This is a genomic window from Pseudomonas sp. 15C, assembly GCF_055484735.1.
Genome location: NZ_JBUDGD010000018.1, coordinates 76509 through 95116, shown reverse-complemented (window position 1 = coordinate 95116; position 18608 = coordinate 76509). Strand labels below are relative to the sequence as shown.

The following is an 18608-nucleotide window of genomic DNA, read 5'->3' as shown; positions in this document are numbered from 1 at the left end:
CAGGCTGGCTCCCACAGTGGTTATCGGGTGTACACAAAGCCCATTTCCACACCGAACCCTGTGGGAGCCAGCCTGCTGGCGATAGCGCCGGTCCAGTCAATATCTCATCAACGGCCCCACCGCATACTCAACCGGCAGGCTTCAAGTTTTCGGCGGGCTCAATGTCGCGTAAAACTTCAACCATTTCTCCTGATTGGTGTGTACATCCTCAAGTGCAGGCGCGATCAGCGCTTCTTGCAGCGCTTTGCTTTCGTACGCCTCAAACAGGTGCCGCACAGCCGTACTGGCGATGGCGTTGACCTTGTTGGAGGCAAACGTATCGGGGACGTCGCTGTGGGTCTGTGGCGCCAGCGGCGCGCCCTCGATGTCGAGGCGGGTGAGCAGCGCTTCGCATGTAGCGTTGCCGATGGGCAGAGTCCCGTGTCGATACGCCTCGGCGTCGAAAGGCAGCGATTTGGCCTTGGCATTGGCGGAAGACGGCGTGAGCAGCGCAAGATCGATATCCCTGCGCAATGTGACAGCGGCCCGGCGGGTAAAGATTTCGTACACCCTCGGCACCGATCCGCGCAGCAAGGCAATGATGGCAAACGGCGTGGCCTCCGCGTTTGGCTTCGCGGTCTTCGTGCGGCTTGTCGGCGCTGGCAATTGCAGGGCAAACAATTCCAGGGTGTTGTCTTCGATGTCCTGCCGTTGCGCCAATGGCAACCGGCAAAAAGCGTCCTTGATGAACGCGACATGGGCGTCCTTCATTTGTCGCAGGCGCGCGCTCAGGGCCGCACGAAACAAACTCGACACCTTGCCGAGCCGGGCCAGCGGCGATTTGATCGACGGCAGTTGCAGTTCGGTATTGTTTGATTGCCAGCCCTGTAAATCGCCGGTCAACTTGCCGGCCATATGCAACTCGCTCAGCGAAAAATGTTTGCCACCCGATCCAGAGTTGAACAGCGCCTGCTCCTTCAAGTGTGGATTATCGATCAACACCTTGCGCAGGTCGGCCAGTGCAACGGTCGCTGGTGTGGGAAATTTCGACAGAAAAGCCCGCTGGGAAAAACTGCGCATCCTTCGATAATGGTCGCGGAAAATACTCTCGGCACGCTTCAGCGTCGGGGCGTGGTTGGCAGGATTCTCCTCGTCTCGCTGGACCACACCTCTGGCAACCGCCCAATCGAGAACGACCGCCGTACAGACGTCGCTGCGCAGGAAACGGTAGAAATCCGAAGGCGCCGGACCATTGGTCAAGGTGATCAGTTGCGCGTAGGTCATCAGGCGTGCCACGCCTGGCAAGCGATCTTCGATATACAGCACCACCTGCTTGAACCGGACCCAGCGCACGCAACTCATGTAATGAAATGAGGTGGGAATATCGCGAATCAAGAATTCAGGGGCGATGCCGGACAGCAAAAGATGGGTCGCCAGCGACTTGTTTTTTATCAGCGCGAGTGCGAATTGGCGGTCGATGAATCGCCTGACTTCGTCATACCGTTCACCCCAGTAAAAACTGTCATTCACCGCTTGGTCGATGATCTGCTCAGACTGTTCGCCCGCTTTGGGGTCGAGGCTGAGTATCAGTGCTGCGAGCAACAAACGATCGCGATTGGTGGCCAGCAGCTCCTTGGGCTGGGCGGGGCGCGCGATTTTCTCCAGTAGCTGGTTGCCCAGGTCCTGAGCGCGTCGGGTGATGAGGATGCGGCCGATCAGGTAATCGGCCTTGGCGTTGAGGCTGGCCACCGGCAGATCGGTATCGACGCCTTCGCTCAGGTAATCAATCAGTGGCGCTGCATCCTTGGGTAGAAATGCCTGAGTGGTGTCGATGACCTGCTGGCGTTGTTCAGCAGTAAAACGTTCGGTCTGTTTACCGGGCTGGCCGAGCAGGTACCAATGATTCATGTAGCCGGGGCGCACATGCAGGTTGATCTGGTCCCATTTCACAAAGTTGAGCGCCTGCTCGACGGTCTCTGGCAAAGGCAGCTCATAGAAACGCAGCATTTGCCCGAGCGTGACCTTGCCGCTGTCGCGAAAGGCACCCCCCGCTTCACGGGCCTTGACCTTGAGACGGTCGCGATAGACTTTCAGATCGGCGTGTTTTTCCACTTCCGCCGTCAAGGTTATCCAGCCGTTGTCGCTGGCCGTACCGACGTGACCGGTTGCACTGAGCAACAACGGGCTGTCAGCGGGCAGACCGTGTTTTTTCAGAATGGCCTGAAAGGCCGGACGTGTACCGAATGTGCGCAGTTCCCGCTGACCCAGTGCCATCCACTCGGCCAGCGCCGAGTCCGGATGGGGCTCGCTGAATTCCTCAAGGTTGATTTTCGCCATCGGTGACTGGTTCCAGCACAGCGCTTGCAGTCGGCGCAGGATATACCGGCCATCTTCGACGTCGGCAAAACCATGTCGATGGCTGAGAATGGGACTGCCCGTCTGCACGTACTCGCTGACATAAGGCAGATCCGGCCAGCGGTGGTCGCGCAGGCGTTGTACCAACGCTTTGGCCTGTTCGGCATTCTCCGGGATCGGCAGGGCGTAGCGTTCAAGCAACGGGCCAAGCTTGAAACGCGGACCGCCGCGACTGGCCGACACCGACGCGGAAGTCAGTGAAACCGCTGTGTCCTCCATGCCGCGTTGTTCGAAGGGGTTGTGGGTCTTCAACACTGTTTCGAGGGTGTTGGCGATGGCCTGGAAGTCCTCCAGTTGCGCATCGCGCTCCTTGACCACGGCCGAGGTGGTATGACCGTTTTCATCAATCGCAGCGAGGCCGTCGGCCTTTAATTCAGCGACGATTACTTTCGTCTGGGCTTCGTTCTGCGGCTCGGGATAACCATAGAAAGCCAACGCGATCCGACGTGGAAAGCGGTACAGCGGATTGGCCGATTTGCCACCGATATACGGCAGGCCCATTTCGCCCGGGTCAATACGCTGGGCAATCCACAACAACGCCGGTGCGACCTGCCACCAGCCGGAATCATCGTCCAGAGCGAAGGTGCGTACGCTCGCGGTGCCATTCGTCTGGGCTCGCGCCTCCAGAGTGGCGCCCTTGATGCGCAACGTATCCAGATCGATATGAAAGCGACTGGCCCAATCGAGAAATTCCGGACGCTCCAGAGCGGCCCAGTACAGCTCCATCCATTCGCGCAAGAGACAGGCGCGCGGAATCTCCAGCGTACGTTCAGGTTCCTCGGGCTTGGCGACCGGGACGGCGATCAACTCATCAATCAGATTTTGCAGAAAACTCTGTTGCGGTGACGCGGGTTGCACTGTGTCGTTCATTTGCGCTCTCCATGGCGGCTGACAGGCATCAAGCGTCGATTGTCGAGCGGTGGAGGGCGGGGCGGGTGGTAGTTATGTAATGCGCGAGTGCTTTAAGCTGATTATTTTTGGGTCGATGTTTCCAGGCGCGTTCATGCGCCCTGATCGGACTGATGCATTGGATTGACTCGCACCAAAGGGCTGAGAAAGTCGATGTGATAGCCGGAGGCACCGTCACCAATAGCCAAATGAACGCCACTAATACCTTCGTTCATTTGAGAATTTACGGCGTAGTCAATGTTCGAAGCGATATTTTCATTCACGCCGATTGCGAACTCTGTCAGTTTCAAGCCGCGGCTTCCAGCCGCGAGGTCAAGGAGCTTTAGCTGTTCTTCTTCATTTATTTTGAAAGAGGTAACAATGTTGTCCGTTATCGACAGTGTTGCACCTTCTTTGGCGACTCGAGTCAGCAACCATTCAAGCGATGTTTTCAAACCTGAGGGCAATGTTGGATTAGGCTTTCGAAGTACGGTGAGTATTCCGCATATTTTGACCGTGCCGTTAACGTTGAATGGGCAGGGCTCGTGCGGGTGCATATGTGCGTAATGAACTTCAAAGAGCTCCGCTACAGATTGAACGAAATTTTCTTCAAGATCTTCGGAAAGAAGCGCATAAGGTTGTGCATGTGAATGAATTACTACTACAGCATTTGCGCAGTTGCCAGACAATCGAAACTCCCGATGGGAATTGAGCATATTCAGTACGGATCGTTGCGTTTGCAGACATTGCCCAAGATTGCTGGCGAGAAGAAGTTCAAGGCTGTAGAGCGCGGCACGGGCGGTGGGGTCGAAAACCTGAGTAGCGCAGAAGATGCTTCTCTTGGTCGCCGAATTTTTCGATATTTCGAACATCGATTTAGCAGCGTCGTTACTGAAAGAAAAAACGATGCTGTTCTTGGGAAGCTCGGTCAGTTCCGAAAGATGCAGGGTGTTGAAACCCTGGTTTGCGCATGCATTTAGAAATTCATCCGAGTCGGCAATAATTGAGAGCTCCTCATTGTCGAAGAGTGCCGAAATCAGCGCTGAGGTCGACATTTCATGTTCCCCTTCAGGTGAGTGCGCGGCAAATGTTTTGCCGCGCTTGAGACTTTCAGTCTTCAGTGTATGCCCAAGCCAGCGGTGCCCAACCGAAGTTCTCGGGGCCGGAGGCGATTCGTTTCAGATTTTCTGTTGTAATTATTTTCATGCCTATCTCCTTTTTTATTTGCTCCCTATGGCTGGGAGTTAAAGATTAATGCATGGCTTTCGCAGGAAAATAAAGATTTTTTTTGGTTTTGTGAGACCGGTTTTTTATAGTTATGTTGGTTGTCTGCGCAAGCGGGTTATTAGTGTAGGGGATGTGTGTAGTCCTGTTCCGATAATCTATTCGACTTGACCTTGCCTGTTGTAATTGGCAGATATTTTGTAGTTAGGTTATCTACATGAATTCGGCTTTGAATTTTTGTCATATAGTAAGGAGCAAATAGTGCACGTTTCGAAGAAATACCTGACGGACGAATCTGTACATCAGGCTCTGCTGCTGACTGATTTAACGGAAGAGAGCGATCCCGAACATTCTGTACGAATAATGGTTAGGGAAATTCTGCAGGGATTAGCCGCAGCGGGATGGCCTCAAGCTCAAATACAGGTCGGGCCAAGAATCGTGTCCGCTGAGGAGAATTATGGTCTGCTTGGTTACGACCCTACAGAGATCACCCTCGGCAGCGAGCATACTCGATGGGTCGACGAACATTCGCTGCTGCGCACGCAGACGACCAGTCAGATTCCAGCAGCCTTGCAACAGGCCGCAAAACTTCGTCAGCCGGGACAATGCGTCTTGTTGGCTGCACCGGGAATCACCTTCAGACGAGACAGTCGAGATCGCTGGCATTGCGCTGAGCCCCATCAGATGGATATCTGGGTGCTGGGTGATCCGGACTTGGCTTCTCATGAGCATTTGCTGCGTCTGGTGAGCGATATTTTGCGCTTGGCGGTTCCTGATAAGCCTTGGGTCTATAGCGACAGCCCGCATCACTACACTGAAGGCGGTATCGAAGTAAATGTGATCAATGATGGCGCCCCTATCGAGGTGCTGGAGTGCGGCCGTATCGCAAACTCTCTTTTACGACGTCTGCAGATAAACCCCTTGCAGCATGGGGGGCTAGCCCTTGGTATGGGCTTGGATCGGTTGATCATGTTGCGTAAAGGTATCCCTGACATTCGATTATTGCGCGATCAGAATCCTCGCGTGCAGGCGCAAATGCACGATCTCGGGCCTTGGACTGCGGTCTCACGCTTGCCTTCGATTACGCGTGATATTTCGCTGGCCGTGATGCCGGGCTTGAGTGAGGAAATACTCACCGAACGCATGTTGCAGGCAGCGGGGGATTGCGCGGGATGGATCGAGGAGATGCGGATCAAGGGGCGGTGGTCGTATCCAGAACTGCCTGTCAAAGCCATTGAACGACTCGGCTTGTTGCCGGGGCAGGAGAACGTGCTTTTGCAGGTGGTGCTGCGCGACAGCTCGCGTTCAATTACCACGGCTGAGGCAAATGCCGTGTACGCAGACATACAGGCGGCGATGCATGAAGGCGCGCCGGGCGCGGGATATAGAATGGAATCGGCAAAATTCTGAACACCCGAGCACAAAAAAACCCGTCATTCGACGGGTTTTTTCTGGCCAGCGAAGATTACTCTTCGATGTTGCCCATGGCGGTGGTGTTGAAGCCGCCGTCCACGTACATGATTTCACCGCTGATGCCCGACGCCAGGTCGGAGCACAGGAACGCGCCGGCGTTGCCGACTTCGTCGATGGTGACGTTGCGACGCAGTGGGGTTTGCGCTTCGTTGGCGGCCAGCATCTTGCGGAAGTTCTTGATGCCCGAGGCTGCCAGGGTGCGGATCGGGCCGGCCGATACGCAGTTGACGCGGGTGCCGTCCGGGCCCAGGGAACCGGCCAGGTAACGTACGCCAGCTTCCAGCGAAGCCTTGGCCATGCCCATGACGTTGTAGTTCGGCATGGTGCGCTCGGCGCCCAGGTACGACAGGGTCAGCAGGCTGCCGTTGCGGCCTTTCATCATTTCGCGGCCGGCTTTGGCCAGGGCCACGAAGCTGTAGGCGCTGATGTCGTGAGCGATGCGGAAACCTTCACGGGTGGTGGCTTCGGTGAAGTCGCCGTCCAGTTGGTCGCCTGGGGCGAAGCCGACGGAGTGAACGATGCAGTCCAGACCGTCCCACTTCTTGCTCAGTTCTTCAAAGACCTTGGCGATTTCTTCATCGCTGGCCACGTCGCACGGGAAGCACAGCTCAGGGCTCGAGCCCCAGCCTTGTGCGAACTCTTCGACGCGACCCTTGAGTTTGTCGTTCTGATAAGTGAAGGCAAGCTCAGCGCCCTCGCGATGCATGGCGGCAGCGATGCCGGATGCGATGGACAGCTTGCTGGCGACACCGACGATCAGTACGCGCTTACCGGCGAGAAAACCCATGTGTTGCTCCTCTTTCAGGTTATTGCGCAGTGGCTGGTGCCAGAAAAGCGGCTTCCAGCAACTGCTGTGTATACGGATGTTGGGGGGCGGCAAAGATACTTTGCGCGTCTCCCTGTTCGACCACTTGGCCATGCTTGACCACCATCAGCTGGTGGCTCAGCGCTTTGACGACAGCCAGGTCATGGCTGATGAACAAATACGTCAGGTTGTACTTGGCTTGCAGTGAACGCAACAGCTCCACCACTTGCCGCTGCACCGTCCGGTCGAGCGCCGAAGTCGGCTCGTCCAGCAGGATCAGCGCCGGTTTGAGCACCAAAGCCCGGGCAATGGCGATTCGCTGCCGTTGCCCACCGGAAAATTCATGGGGGTAGCGGTGCCGGGTTTCCGGATCCAGACCTACCTCCTTCAATGCCGCGATGATCGCCGCTTCCTGTTCGGCTGCGGTGCCCATCCTGTGAATCCGCAGGCCTTCGCCGACGATGTCATTGACGCACATACGCGGGCTCAGGCTGCCGAACGGGTCCTGAAACACCACCTGCATCTCCCGCCGCAACGGGCGAACCTCGTTCTGCGTCAGGCAGTCTAGCTGCTTGCCTTCAAAACGGATGCCGCCCTGGCTGCCGATCAGGCGCAAAATCGCCAGACCCAGGGTGGATTTGCCGGAACCACTCTCACCCACGATCCCCAGAGTCTGACCCTGAGGCAGGCTGAAATTGATGCCGTCCACTGCCTTGACGTGATCCACCGTGCGCTTGAGCAGGCCTTTCCTGATCGGGAACCAGACTTTCAGGTCCTCGACTTCGAGCAGCGGCGCGCCGATTTTATTGCTCGCCGGACCGCCGCTGGGCTCCGCGCCGAGCAATTCCCGAGTGTACGGATGCTGTGGCGAACGGAACAGCTCTGCGCACGATGCCTGTTCGACGATGCAACCGCGCTGCATGACACATACGCGGTGCGCAATTCTTCGCACCAGGTTCAAATCGTGACTGATCAGTAACAGCGACATGCCCAATCGAGCCTGAAGTTCCTTGAGCAAATCGAGGATTTTCAGCTGAACGGTCACGTCCAGCGCGGTGGTCGGTTCGTCGGCAATCAGCAGTTCCGGCTCGTTGGCCAAAGCCATGGCGATCATCACGCGCTGGCGCTGACCGCCGGAGAGTTCGTGGGGCAGGGCCTTGAGGCGCTTGTGCGGCTCGGGAATGCCGACCATCTCCAGCAGCTCCAGCGTACGCCTGGTCGCGACTTTACCGGACAGACCCTTATGGATGCCCAGCACTTCGTTGATCTGCTTCTCGATCGAGTGCAGCGGATTGAGCGAGGTCATCGGCTCCTGAAAGATCATCGCGATGCGGTTGCCGCGAATGTGGCGAATGGTCTTTTCGCTCAGCCCCAGCAGGTTCTGCCCGGCATAATTGATGCTGCCGGCCGGATGGCGCGCCATGGGGTAGGGCAGCAGCCGCAGGATCGAGTGCGCAGTCACCGATTTGCCCGAGCCGGATTCGCCGACCAGCGCCAGGGTTTCGCCGCGCTTGATGTCGAAACTTACGCCCTCGACCACGCGGTGGATGCGCTCGCCGAAACCGAACTCGACGGCGAGGTCGCGCACTTCGATCAGATTGTCCTGATTCATTTCACTTCCTCGGGTCGAAGGCATCGCGAGCGGACTCGCCGATAAACACCAACAGGCTCAACATCAACGCCAGCACGGCAAACGCGCTCATGCCCAGCCATGGCGCCTGCAGGTTGGATTTGCCCTGCGCGACCAGTTCACCCAGCGACGGACTGCCGGCCGGCAAGCCGAAGCCGAGAAAGTCCAGCGCGGTGAGGGTGCCGATGGCGCCGGTGAGGATGAACGGCATGAAGGTCATGGTCGAGACCATCGCGTTGGGCAGGATATGGCGGAACATGATCGCGCCGTTCTGCATGCCCAGCGCTCTGGCGGCCCGTACGTATTCCAGGTTGCGCCCGCGCAGAAACTCGGCGCGCACCACATCGACCAGGCTCATCCACGAAAACAGCAGCATGATCCCCAGCAGCCACCAGAAATTCGGCTGGACGAAACTGGCGAGGATGATCAGCAGATACAGCACTGGCAACCCCGACCAGATCTCCAGAAAACGCTGCCCGGCCAGATCGACCCAACCGCCATAAAAGCCCTGAAGGGCACCGGCAATCACGCCGATGATCGAACTCAGCACGGTCAACGTCAGCGCAAACAACACGGAAATGCGGAAGCCGTAAATCACCCGCGCCAGCACATCGCGGCCCTGATCGTCGGTGCCCAGCAGGTTGTCCGCCGAGGGCGGTGCCGGGGCCGGGACTTTCAGGTCGTAGTTGATGCTCTGGTAGCTGTACGGAATCGGCGCCCACAACACCCAGGCATCCTTGGCCTTGAGCAGTTCGCGGATGTACGGGCTCTTGTAGTTGGCTTCCAGCGGGAACTCACCGCCGAAGGTGGTTTCCGGGTAACGCTTGATCGCCGGGAAATACCAGTTGTTGTCGTAATGCACCACCAGCGGCTTGTCGTTGGCGATCAGCTCGGCACCCAGGCTCAGCCCGAACAGAATCAGAAACAGCCACAGTGACCACCAGCCACGCTTGTTGGCCTTGAACAGTTCGAAGCGGCGGCGGTTGAGAGGGGACAGGTTCATCTCAATGCTCCCGGCTTTCAAAGTCGATGCGCGGATCGACAAAGGTGTAGGTGAGGTCGCCGATCAGTTTCACCACCAGCCCGAGCAGGGTGAAGATGAACAGCGTGCCGAACACCACCGGGTAATCACGGTTGATCGCCGCTTCGAAACTCATCAGGCCGAGGCCATCAAGGGAGAAGATCACTTCCACCAGCAACGAGCCGGTGAAGAAAATCCCGATGAAGGCCGACGGGAAACCGGCAATCACCAGCAGCATCGCGTTGCGGAACACGTGCCCGTAGAGCACGCGATTGCGCGTCAGGCCTTTGGCTTTGGCGGTGACCACGTACTGCTTGTTGATCTCGTCGAGAAAGCTGTTTTTGGTCAGCAGGGTCATGGTCGCGAAGTTGCCGATCACCAGCGCGGTCACCGGCAATGCCAAGTGCCAAAAGTAATCGAGGATCTTGCCGCCCAGGCTGAGTTCATCAAAGTTGTTCGAGGTCAGCCCGCGCAGCGGAAACCAGTCCAGATAACTGCCGCCGGCGAAAACAACGATCAGCAGGATCGCAAACAGAAACGCCGGGATCGCATAGCCCACGATGATCGCCGAACTGGTCCACACGTCGAAATGGCTGCCGTGCCGCGTGGCCTTGGCAATTCCCAGCGGGATCGACACCAGATACATGATCAGCGTGCTCCACAGCCCCAGCGAGATCGACACGGGCATCTTTTCCTTGATCAGGTCGATGACCTTGGCGTCGCGGAAGAAACTGTCGCCGAAATCCAGCTGCGCATAGTTCTTGATCATGATCCACAGGCGTTCCGGGGCCGACTTGTCGAACCCGTACATGTGCTCGATTTCCTTGATCAGCGCCGGGTCCAGACCTTGCGCGCCGCGATACGAAGAACCGGCCACCGCCACTTCGGCACCGCCGCCGGCAATCCGGCTGGTGGCGCCTTCGAAGCCTTCGAGCTTGGCGATCATCTGTTCCACCGGGCCGCCGGGCGCGGCCTGAATGATCACGAAATTGATCAGCAGAATGCCGAACAGGGTCGGAATGATCAGCAACAGTCGCCGAAAGATATACGCCAGCATCTGATTACTCCGTGCCCGCAGGGTCGGCTTGCAGTTGGGTTTCGACTTCTACCGCAGGCTTGGCGTCAGGCTTGACCCACCAGGTATTGATGCCGATGTCGTACTTGGGCGAGGTTTTGGGGTGCCCGATGTGGTTCCAGTACGCCACGCGCCAGCTCTTGATGTGCCAGTTCGGCACCACGTAATAGCCCCATTGCAGTACGCGATCAAGGGCTCGCGCATGGGCCACCAGGCTGTTGCGTGAACCGGCGTTGATCAGGCTTTCCACCAGTTGATCGACGATCGGATCCTTCAGGCCCATGCTGTTGCGGCTGCTCGATTTGTCGGCGGCGGCGCTCATCCAGTATTCGCGCTGCTCGTTACCCGGCGAGTTGGATTGCGGGAAGCTGCCGACCATCATGTCGAAATCCCGCGAACGCACGCGGTTGATGTACTGCGAAACGTCGACGCGGCGGATCACCAGATCGATGCCCAGATCGCTGAGGTTGCGCTTGAACGGCAGCAGCACGCGTTCAAATTCGGTCTGCGCGAGCAGGAACTCGATCACCACCGGTTTGCCCGTGGCGTCGACCATTTTGTCATCGACGATTTTCCAGCCGGCCTCTTGCAGCAGTTGATAAGCCTCGCGTTGCTGGCTGCGGATCATGCCACTCGCGTCGGTCTTGGGGTTTTCGTAGGCTTCGCTGAACACCTGGGCCGGCAGCTGGCTGCGGAACGGTTCGAGGATCGCCCGTTGCTCGGCGTCGGGCAGGCCGGTGGCGGCCATTTCCGAGTTCTCGAAATAGCTGCGGGTGCGCACGTAGGCGCCGTTGAACAGTTGCTTGTTGGTCCACTCGAAATCGAACAGCAGACCGAGCGCCTGACGCACCCGCACATCCTGAAACACCGGGCGGCGCAGGTTGAAGACGAAACCCTGCATGCCGGTCGGGTTGCTGTTGGCGATCAGTTCCTTGATCAGACGCCCCTCGGTCACCGCCGGAACGTTGTAGGCGTTGGCCCAGTTCTTCGCGGTCATCTCCAGCCAGTAGTCGAACTGCCCGGCCTTCAGCGCTTCAAGGGCGACGGTGTTGTCGCGGTAGTAATCGGTGGTCATCGTGTCGAAGTTGTAGAAGCCCCGGTTGACCGGCAGGTCCTTGCCCCAGTAATCCTTGACCCGCTCGTAACGCACCGAGCGACCGGCCTTGACCTCGGTGACCTTGTACGGGCCGCTGCCCAGCGGAATCTCCAGATTGCCTTTGTTGAAGTCGCGATCGGCCCACCAGTGTTTCGGCAGCACCGGCAACTGGCCGAGGATCAGCGGCAGTTCGCGGTTGTTGCTGTGCTTGAACTTGAACAGCACTTTCAGCGGGTCTTCGGCGACGACTTCGGCGACGTCGCTGTAATAGCCGCGAAACATCGGCGAACCTTCCTTGGTCAGGGTGTTGAAGCTGAACACCACATCCTCGGCACGCACCGGGTGACCGTCATGAAAACGCGCTTCCGGGCGCAGGTAGAAGCGCACCCAGCTGTTGTCGTTGGCTTTTTCGATCTTGCCAGCGACCAGGCCGTACTCGGTAAACGGCTCGTCGAGGCTGTGTTTGGTCAGGGTGTCGTAAATTTGCCCGATGTCATCGGCCGGCACGCCTTTGCTGATGAACGGGTTGAGGCTGTCGAAGCCGCCGAAGCCGGCCTGGCGGAACACGCCGCCCTTGGGTGCATCCGGGTTTACGTAGTCGAAATGCTTGAAATCGGCCGGGTATTTCGGCGGCTCGTTGTACAGGGTCACGGCGTGTTGCGGGGCAGCAAAGGCCAGCCCGGCGAACAGCAAGCCGCTGGCCTGCACGAGCAGGGCGCGAACAGGGTTCATCGATCTTTCTCCGAAGACTTCAGCCACCATGCACTCAGGCCCAGGGTGTAGGGCGGCGTGGTGACAAAGGCCAACCGGTTGCGGTAGGCCAGACGGTGATAATTGAGGTACCAGTTGGGAATGCTGTAGTGCTGCCACAGCAGCACGCGGTCGAGCGCTTTGCCGGCAGCGACCTGCTCGTCGCGTGTGCGGGCGGCGAGCAATTGTTCGAGCAGGTGGTCGATCACCGGGTTGGCGATACCCGCGTAATTCTTGCTGCCCTTGACGTTCACTTGGCTGGAGTGGAAGTACTGCCACTGCTCAAGGCCGGGGCTCAGAGTCTGACCCAGCGTCATCGAGATCATGTCGAAATCGAATTGATCGAGGCGCTGTTTGTACTGCGCGCGATCGACGGTGCGCAGGTGTGCGTCGATGCCGATGCTGTTGAGATTGACGATGTACGGCTGGTAAAGACGCTCAAGATTCGGATTGACCAACAGCAGTTCGAAACGCAGCGGCTGGCCAGCGGCGTTCTGCAGACGCTGGCCATGAAGTTTCCAGCCGGCCTCGGCGAGCAATGCCAGAGCTTTGCGCATGGTTTCGCGCGGAATGCCGCGACCATCGGTGGTGGGCAGGGTGAACGGCTCGGTAAACAGCCTCGCCGGCAACTGATCCTTGTACGGCTTGAGCATCAGCCATTCATGGCCGACCGGCAGGCCGCTGGCGCTGAATTCGCTGTTGGGGTAATAACTGTTGGTGCGCTGGTAGGCGTCGCTGAACAGCGTGCGATTGGTCCACTCGAAGTCGAACATCAGGCCCAGCGCTTCACGGGTCTTCACATCGGCAAACGTCGCGCGGCGGGTGTTCATGAACAGGCCCTGACTCTGGGTCGGGATCTGATGCGGGATCTGCGCCTTGATCACATCGCCACGGCGAATCGCCGGGAAGTTGTAGCCGTTGGCCCAGTTCTTCGCCTGATGCTCGATGTAGATGTCGAATTCACCGGCCTTGAACGCTTCGAACGCCACATCGCTGTCGCGGTAGAACTCGACTTCCATGCGATCGAAGTTGTACTTGCCGCGATTGACCGCCAGATCCTTGCCCCAGTAGTCCTTGACCCGTTCGAAAATCAGCTGCCGGCCCGGCGTCACCGAGGTGATGCGGTACGGGCCGCTACCCAGCGGCGGTTCGAAGGTGGTGGCTTTGAAGTCGCGGTCCTTCCAGTAATGCTGTGGCAGCACCGGCAACTCGCCGAGGCGCAGGATCAACAGCGGATTGCCCGAACGCTTGAGCACGAAGCGGATGCGCTGCTTGTTCAGAATGTCGACGCGCAGCACCTCTTGCAGGGCCGTGCGGTACAACGGATGGCCTTCCTTCAATAACAGGCGATAGGAGAACGCCACGTCATACGCGGTGATCGGCGCGCCATCGTGAAACCGCGCCTCCGGCCGCAGATTGAACACCACCCAGCTGCGATCTTCGCTGTACTCCACCGATTGCGCGATCAAACCATAGCTCGACGCTGGCTCGTCACCGGACGGCGAATACTGCCCGGTGCCGACCATCAACGGCTCGTTCAGCTCGTTGATGCCGTACTGGAGGAAATTCGCGGTAGTGACCGGGCTGGTGCCCTTGAAGGTGTACGGATTGACCGTATCGAACGTGCCGAACGCCATCACCCGCAACGTACCGCCCTTGGGCGCTTGCGGGTTGACCCAATCGAAATGGGTAAATCTGGCCGGGTACTTGAGCGTGCCGAACTGCGCATAACCGTGACTTTCGGTAATCGTCGCGCTTGCGGTTGAGCTCAAGGCCAGGCTGATCAGGAGCAGGGGGAGGGCACGCTTCAAGTCAGATCCGATCCAGCGGCTTGGGCTTTGTGGGCGGTACAGTAACAGCTTGTCTGGACAGGAAAAAGATCATGGGTTAATGCGCGGTTAATCGTTGGAGCGAAGAGCGCTCACTCAGGCGTTTGGATTGGCTGGGCCCCGGGAAAATCAAAAGCCCCTCACCCTAACCCTCTCCCGGAGGGAGAGGGGACTGATCGGATTGTTTGGAAGAGTGGCGCTGACTTGCGATATCGAGTCGAACGCAGGTTCTGAAAAATCAAAATCAAAAGCCCCTCACCCTAACCCTCTCCCGGAGGGAGAGGGACTGATCGAGTTATTTGGGAGAGCTGCGCTGACTTGCGATCGTGTCGAACGCAGGTTCTGAAAAATCAAAATCAAAAGTCCCTCACCCTAACCCTCTCCCGGAGGGAGAGGGGACTGATCGGGGTGTTTGGAAGAGCTGCGCTGACTTGCGATATCGAGTCGAACTCCAGTTTTGAAAAGCATGGAGATGTGCTCCCTTTCCCCTCGCCCCCCTGGGGGAGAGGGCTGGGGTGAGGGGGATGGATCTCACAGGCGCCACAAAAAATCCGATCCAAAAAAAAGCCCCCGAAAACTCAGGGGCTCTTGCAATCAATGCGGCTGATAAACCGTGAGCATCTGCCCAGGCTTCAAGGCCTTACCGGCCCCTGGATTCCAGCGCTTGAGATGCTGCATCTGCACGTTGAAGCGCTTAGCCACCACATACAAGGTGTCGCCACGCTTGACCTTGTACTGGGTCTGTTGCTGGCTGTCGTCCTTGCCTTTGGTCTTGCTGTTGGCCGCGACCACCGTGTTGACCCGGCCAGACTTGCGAGCCGGTGCGCGTTTGCTGGTGTCCTGCATCACCAGAGTCTGACCAATCTTGAGATTCTTGCCGGTCAGCTTGTTCCAGCGCTGCAGATCCTTCACTTCGACCTTGTTGGCCTTGGCAATGGAACCGAGATTGTCCCCACGCTTGACCCGGTAAGCGCGCTTGAGCTGCGCAACTTCGGACGGGTCGGCGCCTTCGAACACCGGTTTCAGCGAGCGCGGGCTGATCAGCTCGTCGGGGCGCATGGTCTGCAGACTGGCCGTGAGCAATTGCGCCTTCGACGTCGGCACCAGCAGATGCTGTGGACCGTCGATCGTGGTGCGCTGCTTGAAGGCCGGGTTGAGCTGGAACAGCTCGTCTTCGTCGATGTTGGCCACCGCGGCGACCTTGGACAGGTCCATGCGCTGGTTGATTTCGACAACCTGGAAATACGGTTCGTTGGCGATCGGATTGAGGTTGACGCCGTAGGCTTCCGGCGCCAGTACCACTTGCGACAGCGCCAGCAGTTTTGGCACATACGCCTGAGTTTCCGCCGGCAGCGGCAGGTTCCAGTAGTCGGTCGGCAGGCCGAGCTTTTCGTTGCGCTCGATGGCGCGGCTGACCGTGCCTTCACCGGCGTTGTACGCCGCCAGCGCCAACAGCCAGTCGCCGTTGAACATGTCGTGCAGACGAGTCAGGTAATCCATCGCTGCGGTGGTCGAGGCGGTGATATCGCGGCGACCATCATAGAAGCGGGTCTGACGCAGGTTGAAGTAACGCCCGGTCGACGGAATGAACTGCCACAGGCCTACCGCATCGGCGCGGGAGTAGGCCATCGGGTTGTACGCGCTCTCGATTACTGGCAGCAGGGCCAGTTCCAGCGGCATGTTGCGCTCTTCGAGGCGTTCGACAATGTAGTGAATATAGAGACTGCCGCGTTCGCCGGCGTTCTCGAGGAAAGAGGGATTGCTGGCGAACCACAGGCGCTGTTGCTCGATGCGCGGGTTGACGCCCAGGCCTTCCTGCAACTGGAAGCCTGCGCGCATGCGCTCCCAGATGTCCTGAGGCACCTGCGGGCTGGGCTTTTCGGTCAGCCAGATCGGCTTCTGCTTGGCTCGCGCAGCAATGTTCGGCGTATGGGTCGCTTCAGTCTGCGGAGCATGGCTGGAACAGCCCGCCAGCGTGGCGGACACAGCCACCGCGATGGCTTGCGCCAGGCGGGTCAATGCGTCTGAATTGACGGACTTACGTATGGATGACGACATTGGCTGGAAGTAAGTTCCGGGCAAAAATGTCGGGCGATTCTAGAAAGCGCACCCCCCGCGGTCAACCATTCAGAATATTTGTGCCAACAAGCGGGTGACTTAGAACGTATCTTTCCAGGCCCGCAAAGCCGCAAATACCTCACTCGGCGCCCGGTTTTGAGCGCCTGCCCGTTCGTCCACTTTTTGTGTAACCAATGTTTCAGAAGTGCGCAGAAACGGGTTGGTGAGCTTTTCCAGCGCCAGGGTCGAGGGCAGGGTCATGACGCCGTTTTGTCGTTGCTCGACGACTTTTTCCAGACGGGCGGCAATGTCCGCGTTGCCCGGTTCAACGGCGGCTGCAAACTTGAGATTGCTCAAGGTGTATTCATGGGTGCAGTAAACCAGCGTATCTTCAGGCAAGGCAGCGAGACGGCTGAGCGACTGGTGCATTTGCTCCGGCGTGCCTTCGAACAGGCGCCCGCATCCGGCCGCGAACAAGGTGTCGCCGCAGAACAGCAGGCCGTGATGGTAATAGGCAATGTGTCCCAAGGTGTGACCGGGCACTGCGTAGACGGCGAAATCCCAGCCGAGCACGTTGACGCTGTCGTTGTCCTTGAGTGCCACGTCGCGTCCCGGAATGGTTTCGCTGGCCGGACCGTAGACTTTCGCGCCGGTCGCGGCTTTGAGGCGCTCGACGCCGCCGACGTGGTCATGGTGATGGTGGGTGATCAGAATGTCGCTCAGCACCCAGCCCGGATGGCCGTCAAGCCACGCCTGCACGGGGGCGGCATCGCCCGGATCGACGACCGCGCAACGCTGGGTGCGGTGATCCTGTAACAACCAGATGTAGTTGTCGGTGAACGCGGGCAGGGCACTGATCTGTATCATCGTCGGAATCGCCAAGCGGAAAACATTGGCGCATCTTAGTAGTTCCTGGCGCTTTGGAGAATGCGATGAGTGATAAAGCGTTCGCACAGGCTGATCCCGACTGGCTGGCCCTGATCGGCGCAGCCCGTGAATGGCTGTCTGGCCCGCTTGGGCAATTGTTGCTCGACGAAGAGCGGCGCATGCTCGAAGACGAACTGGGGCGGTTCTTCGGCGGTTATCTGGTGCATTACGGGCCATCGGCCGAAACCCCGCCAGCGGCGCCGCAAGTGCAGCGCAACGTGCGCCTTGGTGCGCCGTTACCCGGCGTCGAAATAGTCTGCGAAGAACAGGCCTGGCCGCTGAGCGAGCATGCCGCCGACGTCGTGGTGATGCAGCACGGTCTGGATTTCTGCCTGTCGCCCCACGGTTTGCTGCGCGAGGCGGCGAGCGCCGTGCGGCCCGGCGGACACCTGCTGATCATCGGCATCAACCCGTGGAGTACCTGGGGGCTGCGTCATGTGTTCGCCCACGATGCCCTGCGCCAGGCGCGCTGCATCTCGCCGTCACGGCTTGGCGACTGGCTCAATCTGCTGGGCTTTGCGCTGGAGAAACGCCGCTTCGGGTGCTATCGTCCGCCGCTCGCATCGCCCAAGTGGCAGGCCCGATTGGCCGGCTGGGAACGCAAGGCCGGCGACTGGCAACTGTCTGGCGGCGGCTTCTATCTACTGGTCGCGCGCAAGATCGTGGTTGGCCTCAGGCCATTGCGTCAGGAGCGCCGCGAGCCGATGGGCAAGCTGATTCCGCTGCCGATGGCCAAGGTCAACCGGCGCCGCATCGAACCGTAAACCTTCTTGTTATCTGTGGTCGGGTGTTCCCGGCCGCGGTCATTGTCGATCCGTGATTGGCAAGACAGGCATTTTCTGGAAAGACTGGCATGAGCGAAAGCGTTGAAAGCGTCGACACCGTAGAGCTGTTCACCGACGGCGCCTGCAAAGGCAACCCCGGTCCGGGCGGCTGGGGCGCGTTGCTGGTGTGCAAAGGCGTCGAAAAAGAGCTGTGGGGCGGCGAAGCCAACACCACCAACAACCGTATGGAACTGCTCGGTGCGATCCGTGGCCTGGAAGCGCTCAAGCGCCCATGCGACGTGCTGCTGGTGACCGACTCGCAATACGTGATGAAAGGCATCAACGAGTGGATGGCCAACTGGAAAAAGCGCGGCTGGAAAACCGCGGCCAAGGAGCCGGTGAAGAATGCCGACCTGTGGAAGGAGCTGGACGAGCAGGTCAACCGCCACAACGTCAAATGGAAATGGGTGCGCGGGCACATCGGTCATCACGGCAACGAGCGGGCCGACCAACTGGCCAACCGTGGGGTGGATGAGGTTCGCGGTTACAAGCAGAGCTGATGTTTTGCTGATGGACCGAGGTGGGTTCAATCGCCAGCAGGCTGGCTCCCACAGGGATTTGTGAAAACCCGTTTCCAGTGTGGGAGCCAGCCTGCTGGCGATGCGGTCACCACG

Annotated in this window: 13 protein-coding genes; 3 read left to right on the top strand and 10 right to left on the bottom strand. The window is 58.8% G+C overall.

Going from position 1 to position 18608, the window contains the following annotated elements:
- Window positions 1-141: 141 nt before the first annotated feature.
- Window positions 142-3264 carry a hypothetical protein gene (locus ACYYKW_RS12395; RefSeq protein ID WP_464990249.1) on the bottom strand — a complete coding sequence of 1041 codons (3123 nt, stop codon included), beginning with the start codon at window positions 3262-3264 and terminating at the stop codon, window positions 142-144.
- A 131-nt stretch (window positions 3265-3395) separates the two neighbouring features.
- Complete coding sequence (locus ACYYKW_RS12390) at window positions 3396-4337, bottom strand: hypothetical protein (protein WP_464990248.1); 942 nt, start codon at window positions 4335-4337, stop codon at window positions 3396-3398.
- Between the two features lie 430 nt (window positions 4338-4767).
- Here ACYYKW_RS12390 and srmL point away from each other — a divergent pair, with 430 nt between their 5' ends.
- Window positions 4768-5916 (top strand): PheS-related mystery ligase SrmL, encoded by a 1149-nt coding sequence (gene srmL / locus ACYYKW_RS12385; RefSeq protein ID WP_464990247.1) that lies wholly within the window; start codon window positions 4768-4770, stop codon window positions 5914-5916.
- 55 nt (window positions 5917-5971) lie between these two features.
- On the opposite strand, the gene fabI is transcribed toward srmL, so the two are convergent.
- The 8 genes from fabI to gloB all read right to left on the bottom strand — a co-directional run bounded on the left by fabI (window position 5972) and on the right by gloB (window position 17110).
- Entirely contained in the window at window positions 5972-6766 is a 795-nt protein-coding gene (gene fabI / locus ACYYKW_RS12380) for an enoyl-ACP reductase FabI (protein ID WP_090282903.1), read from the bottom strand.
- Between the two features lie 19 nt (window positions 6767-6785).
- A complete protein-coding gene (locus tag ACYYKW_RS12375) occupies window positions 6786-8396 on the bottom strand; it encodes an ABC transporter ATP-binding protein (RefSeq protein ID WP_464990246.1) in 1611 nt (536 codons plus the stop codon).
- Window position 8397: 1 nt separating this feature from the next.
- A complete protein-coding gene (locus ACYYKW_RS12370) occupies window positions 8398-9417 on the bottom strand; it encodes an ABC transporter permease (RefSeq protein ID WP_064587187.1) in 1020 nt (339 codons plus the stop codon).
- A gap of 1 nt (window position 9418) precedes the next feature.
- Window positions 9419-10492, bottom strand: coding sequence for a microcin C ABC transporter permease YejB (locus ACYYKW_RS12365; protein ID WP_090282905.1), 1074 nt, complete (start codon window positions 10490-10492; stop codon window positions 9419-9421).
- A 4-nt stretch (window positions 10493-10496) separates the two neighbouring features.
- A complete protein-coding gene (locus tag ACYYKW_RS12360; RefSeq protein WP_464990245.1) occupies window positions 10497-12338 on the bottom strand; it encodes an extracellular solute-binding protein in 1842 nt (613 codons plus the stop codon).
- Window positions 12335-14167: an extracellular solute-binding protein gene (locus ACYYKW_RS12355; RefSeq protein WP_464990244.1), complete on the bottom strand. Its 1833-nt coding sequence runs from the start codon at window positions 14165-14167 to the stop codon at window positions 12335-12337. The genes ACYYKW_RS12360 and ACYYKW_RS12355 overlap by 4 nt, the downstream gene beginning before the upstream one ends.
- A gap of 612 nt (window positions 14168-14779) precedes the next feature.
- Window positions 14780-16243 (bottom strand): transglycosylase SLT domain-containing protein, encoded by a 1464-nt coding sequence (locus ACYYKW_RS12350; protein WP_090282908.1) that lies wholly within the window; start codon window positions 16241-16243, stop codon window positions 14780-14782.
- A 99-nt stretch (window positions 16244-16342) separates the two neighbouring features.
- Entirely contained in the window at window positions 16343-17110 is a 768-nt protein-coding gene (gene gloB, locus ACYYKW_RS12345; RefSeq protein ID WP_093106807.1) for a hydroxyacylglutathione hydrolase, read from the bottom strand.
- Window positions 17111-17175: 65 nt separating this feature from the next.
- Between gloB and ACYYKW_RS12340 the strand changes: the two genes are divergently transcribed.
- Both ACYYKW_RS12340 and rnhA read left to right on the top strand, forming a co-directional pair.
- A complete protein-coding gene (locus ACYYKW_RS12340) occupies window positions 17176-17934 on the top strand; it encodes a class I SAM-dependent methyltransferase (RefSeq protein ID WP_090282909.1) in 759 nt (252 codons plus the stop codon).
- Between the two features lie 89 nt (window positions 17935-18023).
- The gene (gene rnhA, locus ACYYKW_RS12335) at window positions 18024-18494 is read left to right on the top strand and encodes a ribonuclease HI (RefSeq protein ID WP_093102256.1); all 471 of its coding nucleotides are present in this window, start codon (window positions 18024-18026) and stop codon (window positions 18492-18494) included.
- Window positions 18495-18608 lie beyond the last annotated feature (114 nt).

What these genes read in the sequence shown, in the direction of transcription:
- ACYYKW_RS12395 (WP_464990249.1), bottom strand. Translation starts at nt 3,264, where the DNA reads ATGAACGACACAGTGCAACCCGCGTCACCGCAACAGAGTTTTCTGCAA.
- ACYYKW_RS12390 (WP_464990248.1), bottom strand. Translation starts at nt 4,337, where the DNA reads ATGTCGACCTCAGCGCTGATTTCGGCACTCTTCGACAATGAGGAGCTC.
- fabI (WP_090282903.1), bottom strand. Translation starts at nt 6,766, where the DNA reads ATGGGTTTTCTCGCCGGTAAGCGCGTACTGATCGTCGGTGTCGCCAGC.
- ACYYKW_RS12375 (WP_464990246.1), bottom strand. Translation starts at nt 8,396, where the DNA reads ATGAATCAGGACAATCTGATCGAAGTGCGCGACCTCGCCGTCGAGTTC.
- ACYYKW_RS12370 (WP_064587187.1), bottom strand. Translation starts at nt 9,417, where the DNA reads ATGAACCTGTCCCCTCTCAACCGCCGCCGCTTCGAACTGTTCAAGGCC.
- ACYYKW_RS12365 (WP_090282905.1), bottom strand. Translation starts at nt 10,492, where the DNA reads ATGCTGGCGTATATCTTTCGGCGACTGTTGCTGATCATTCCGACCCTG.
- ACYYKW_RS12360 (WP_464990245.1), bottom strand. Translation starts at nt 12,338, where the DNA reads ATGAACCCTGTTCGCGCCCTGCTCGTGCAGGCCAGCGGCTTGCTGTTC.
- ACYYKW_RS12350 (WP_090282908.1), bottom strand. Translation starts at nt 16,243, where the DNA reads ATGTCGTCATCCATACGTAAGTCCGTCAATTCAGACGCATTGACCCGC.
- gloB (WP_093106807.1), bottom strand. Translation starts at nt 17,110, where the DNA reads ATGATACAGATCAGTGCCCTGCCCGCGTTCACCGACAACTACATCTGG.
- ACYYKW_RS12340 (WP_090282909.1), top strand. Translation starts at nt 17,176, where the DNA reads ATGAGTGATAAAGCGTTCGCACAGGCTGATCCCGACTGGCTGGCCCTG.
- rnhA (WP_093102256.1), top strand. Translation starts at nt 18,024, where the DNA reads ATGAGCGAAAGCGTTGAAAGCGTCGACACCGTAGAGCTGTTCACCGAC.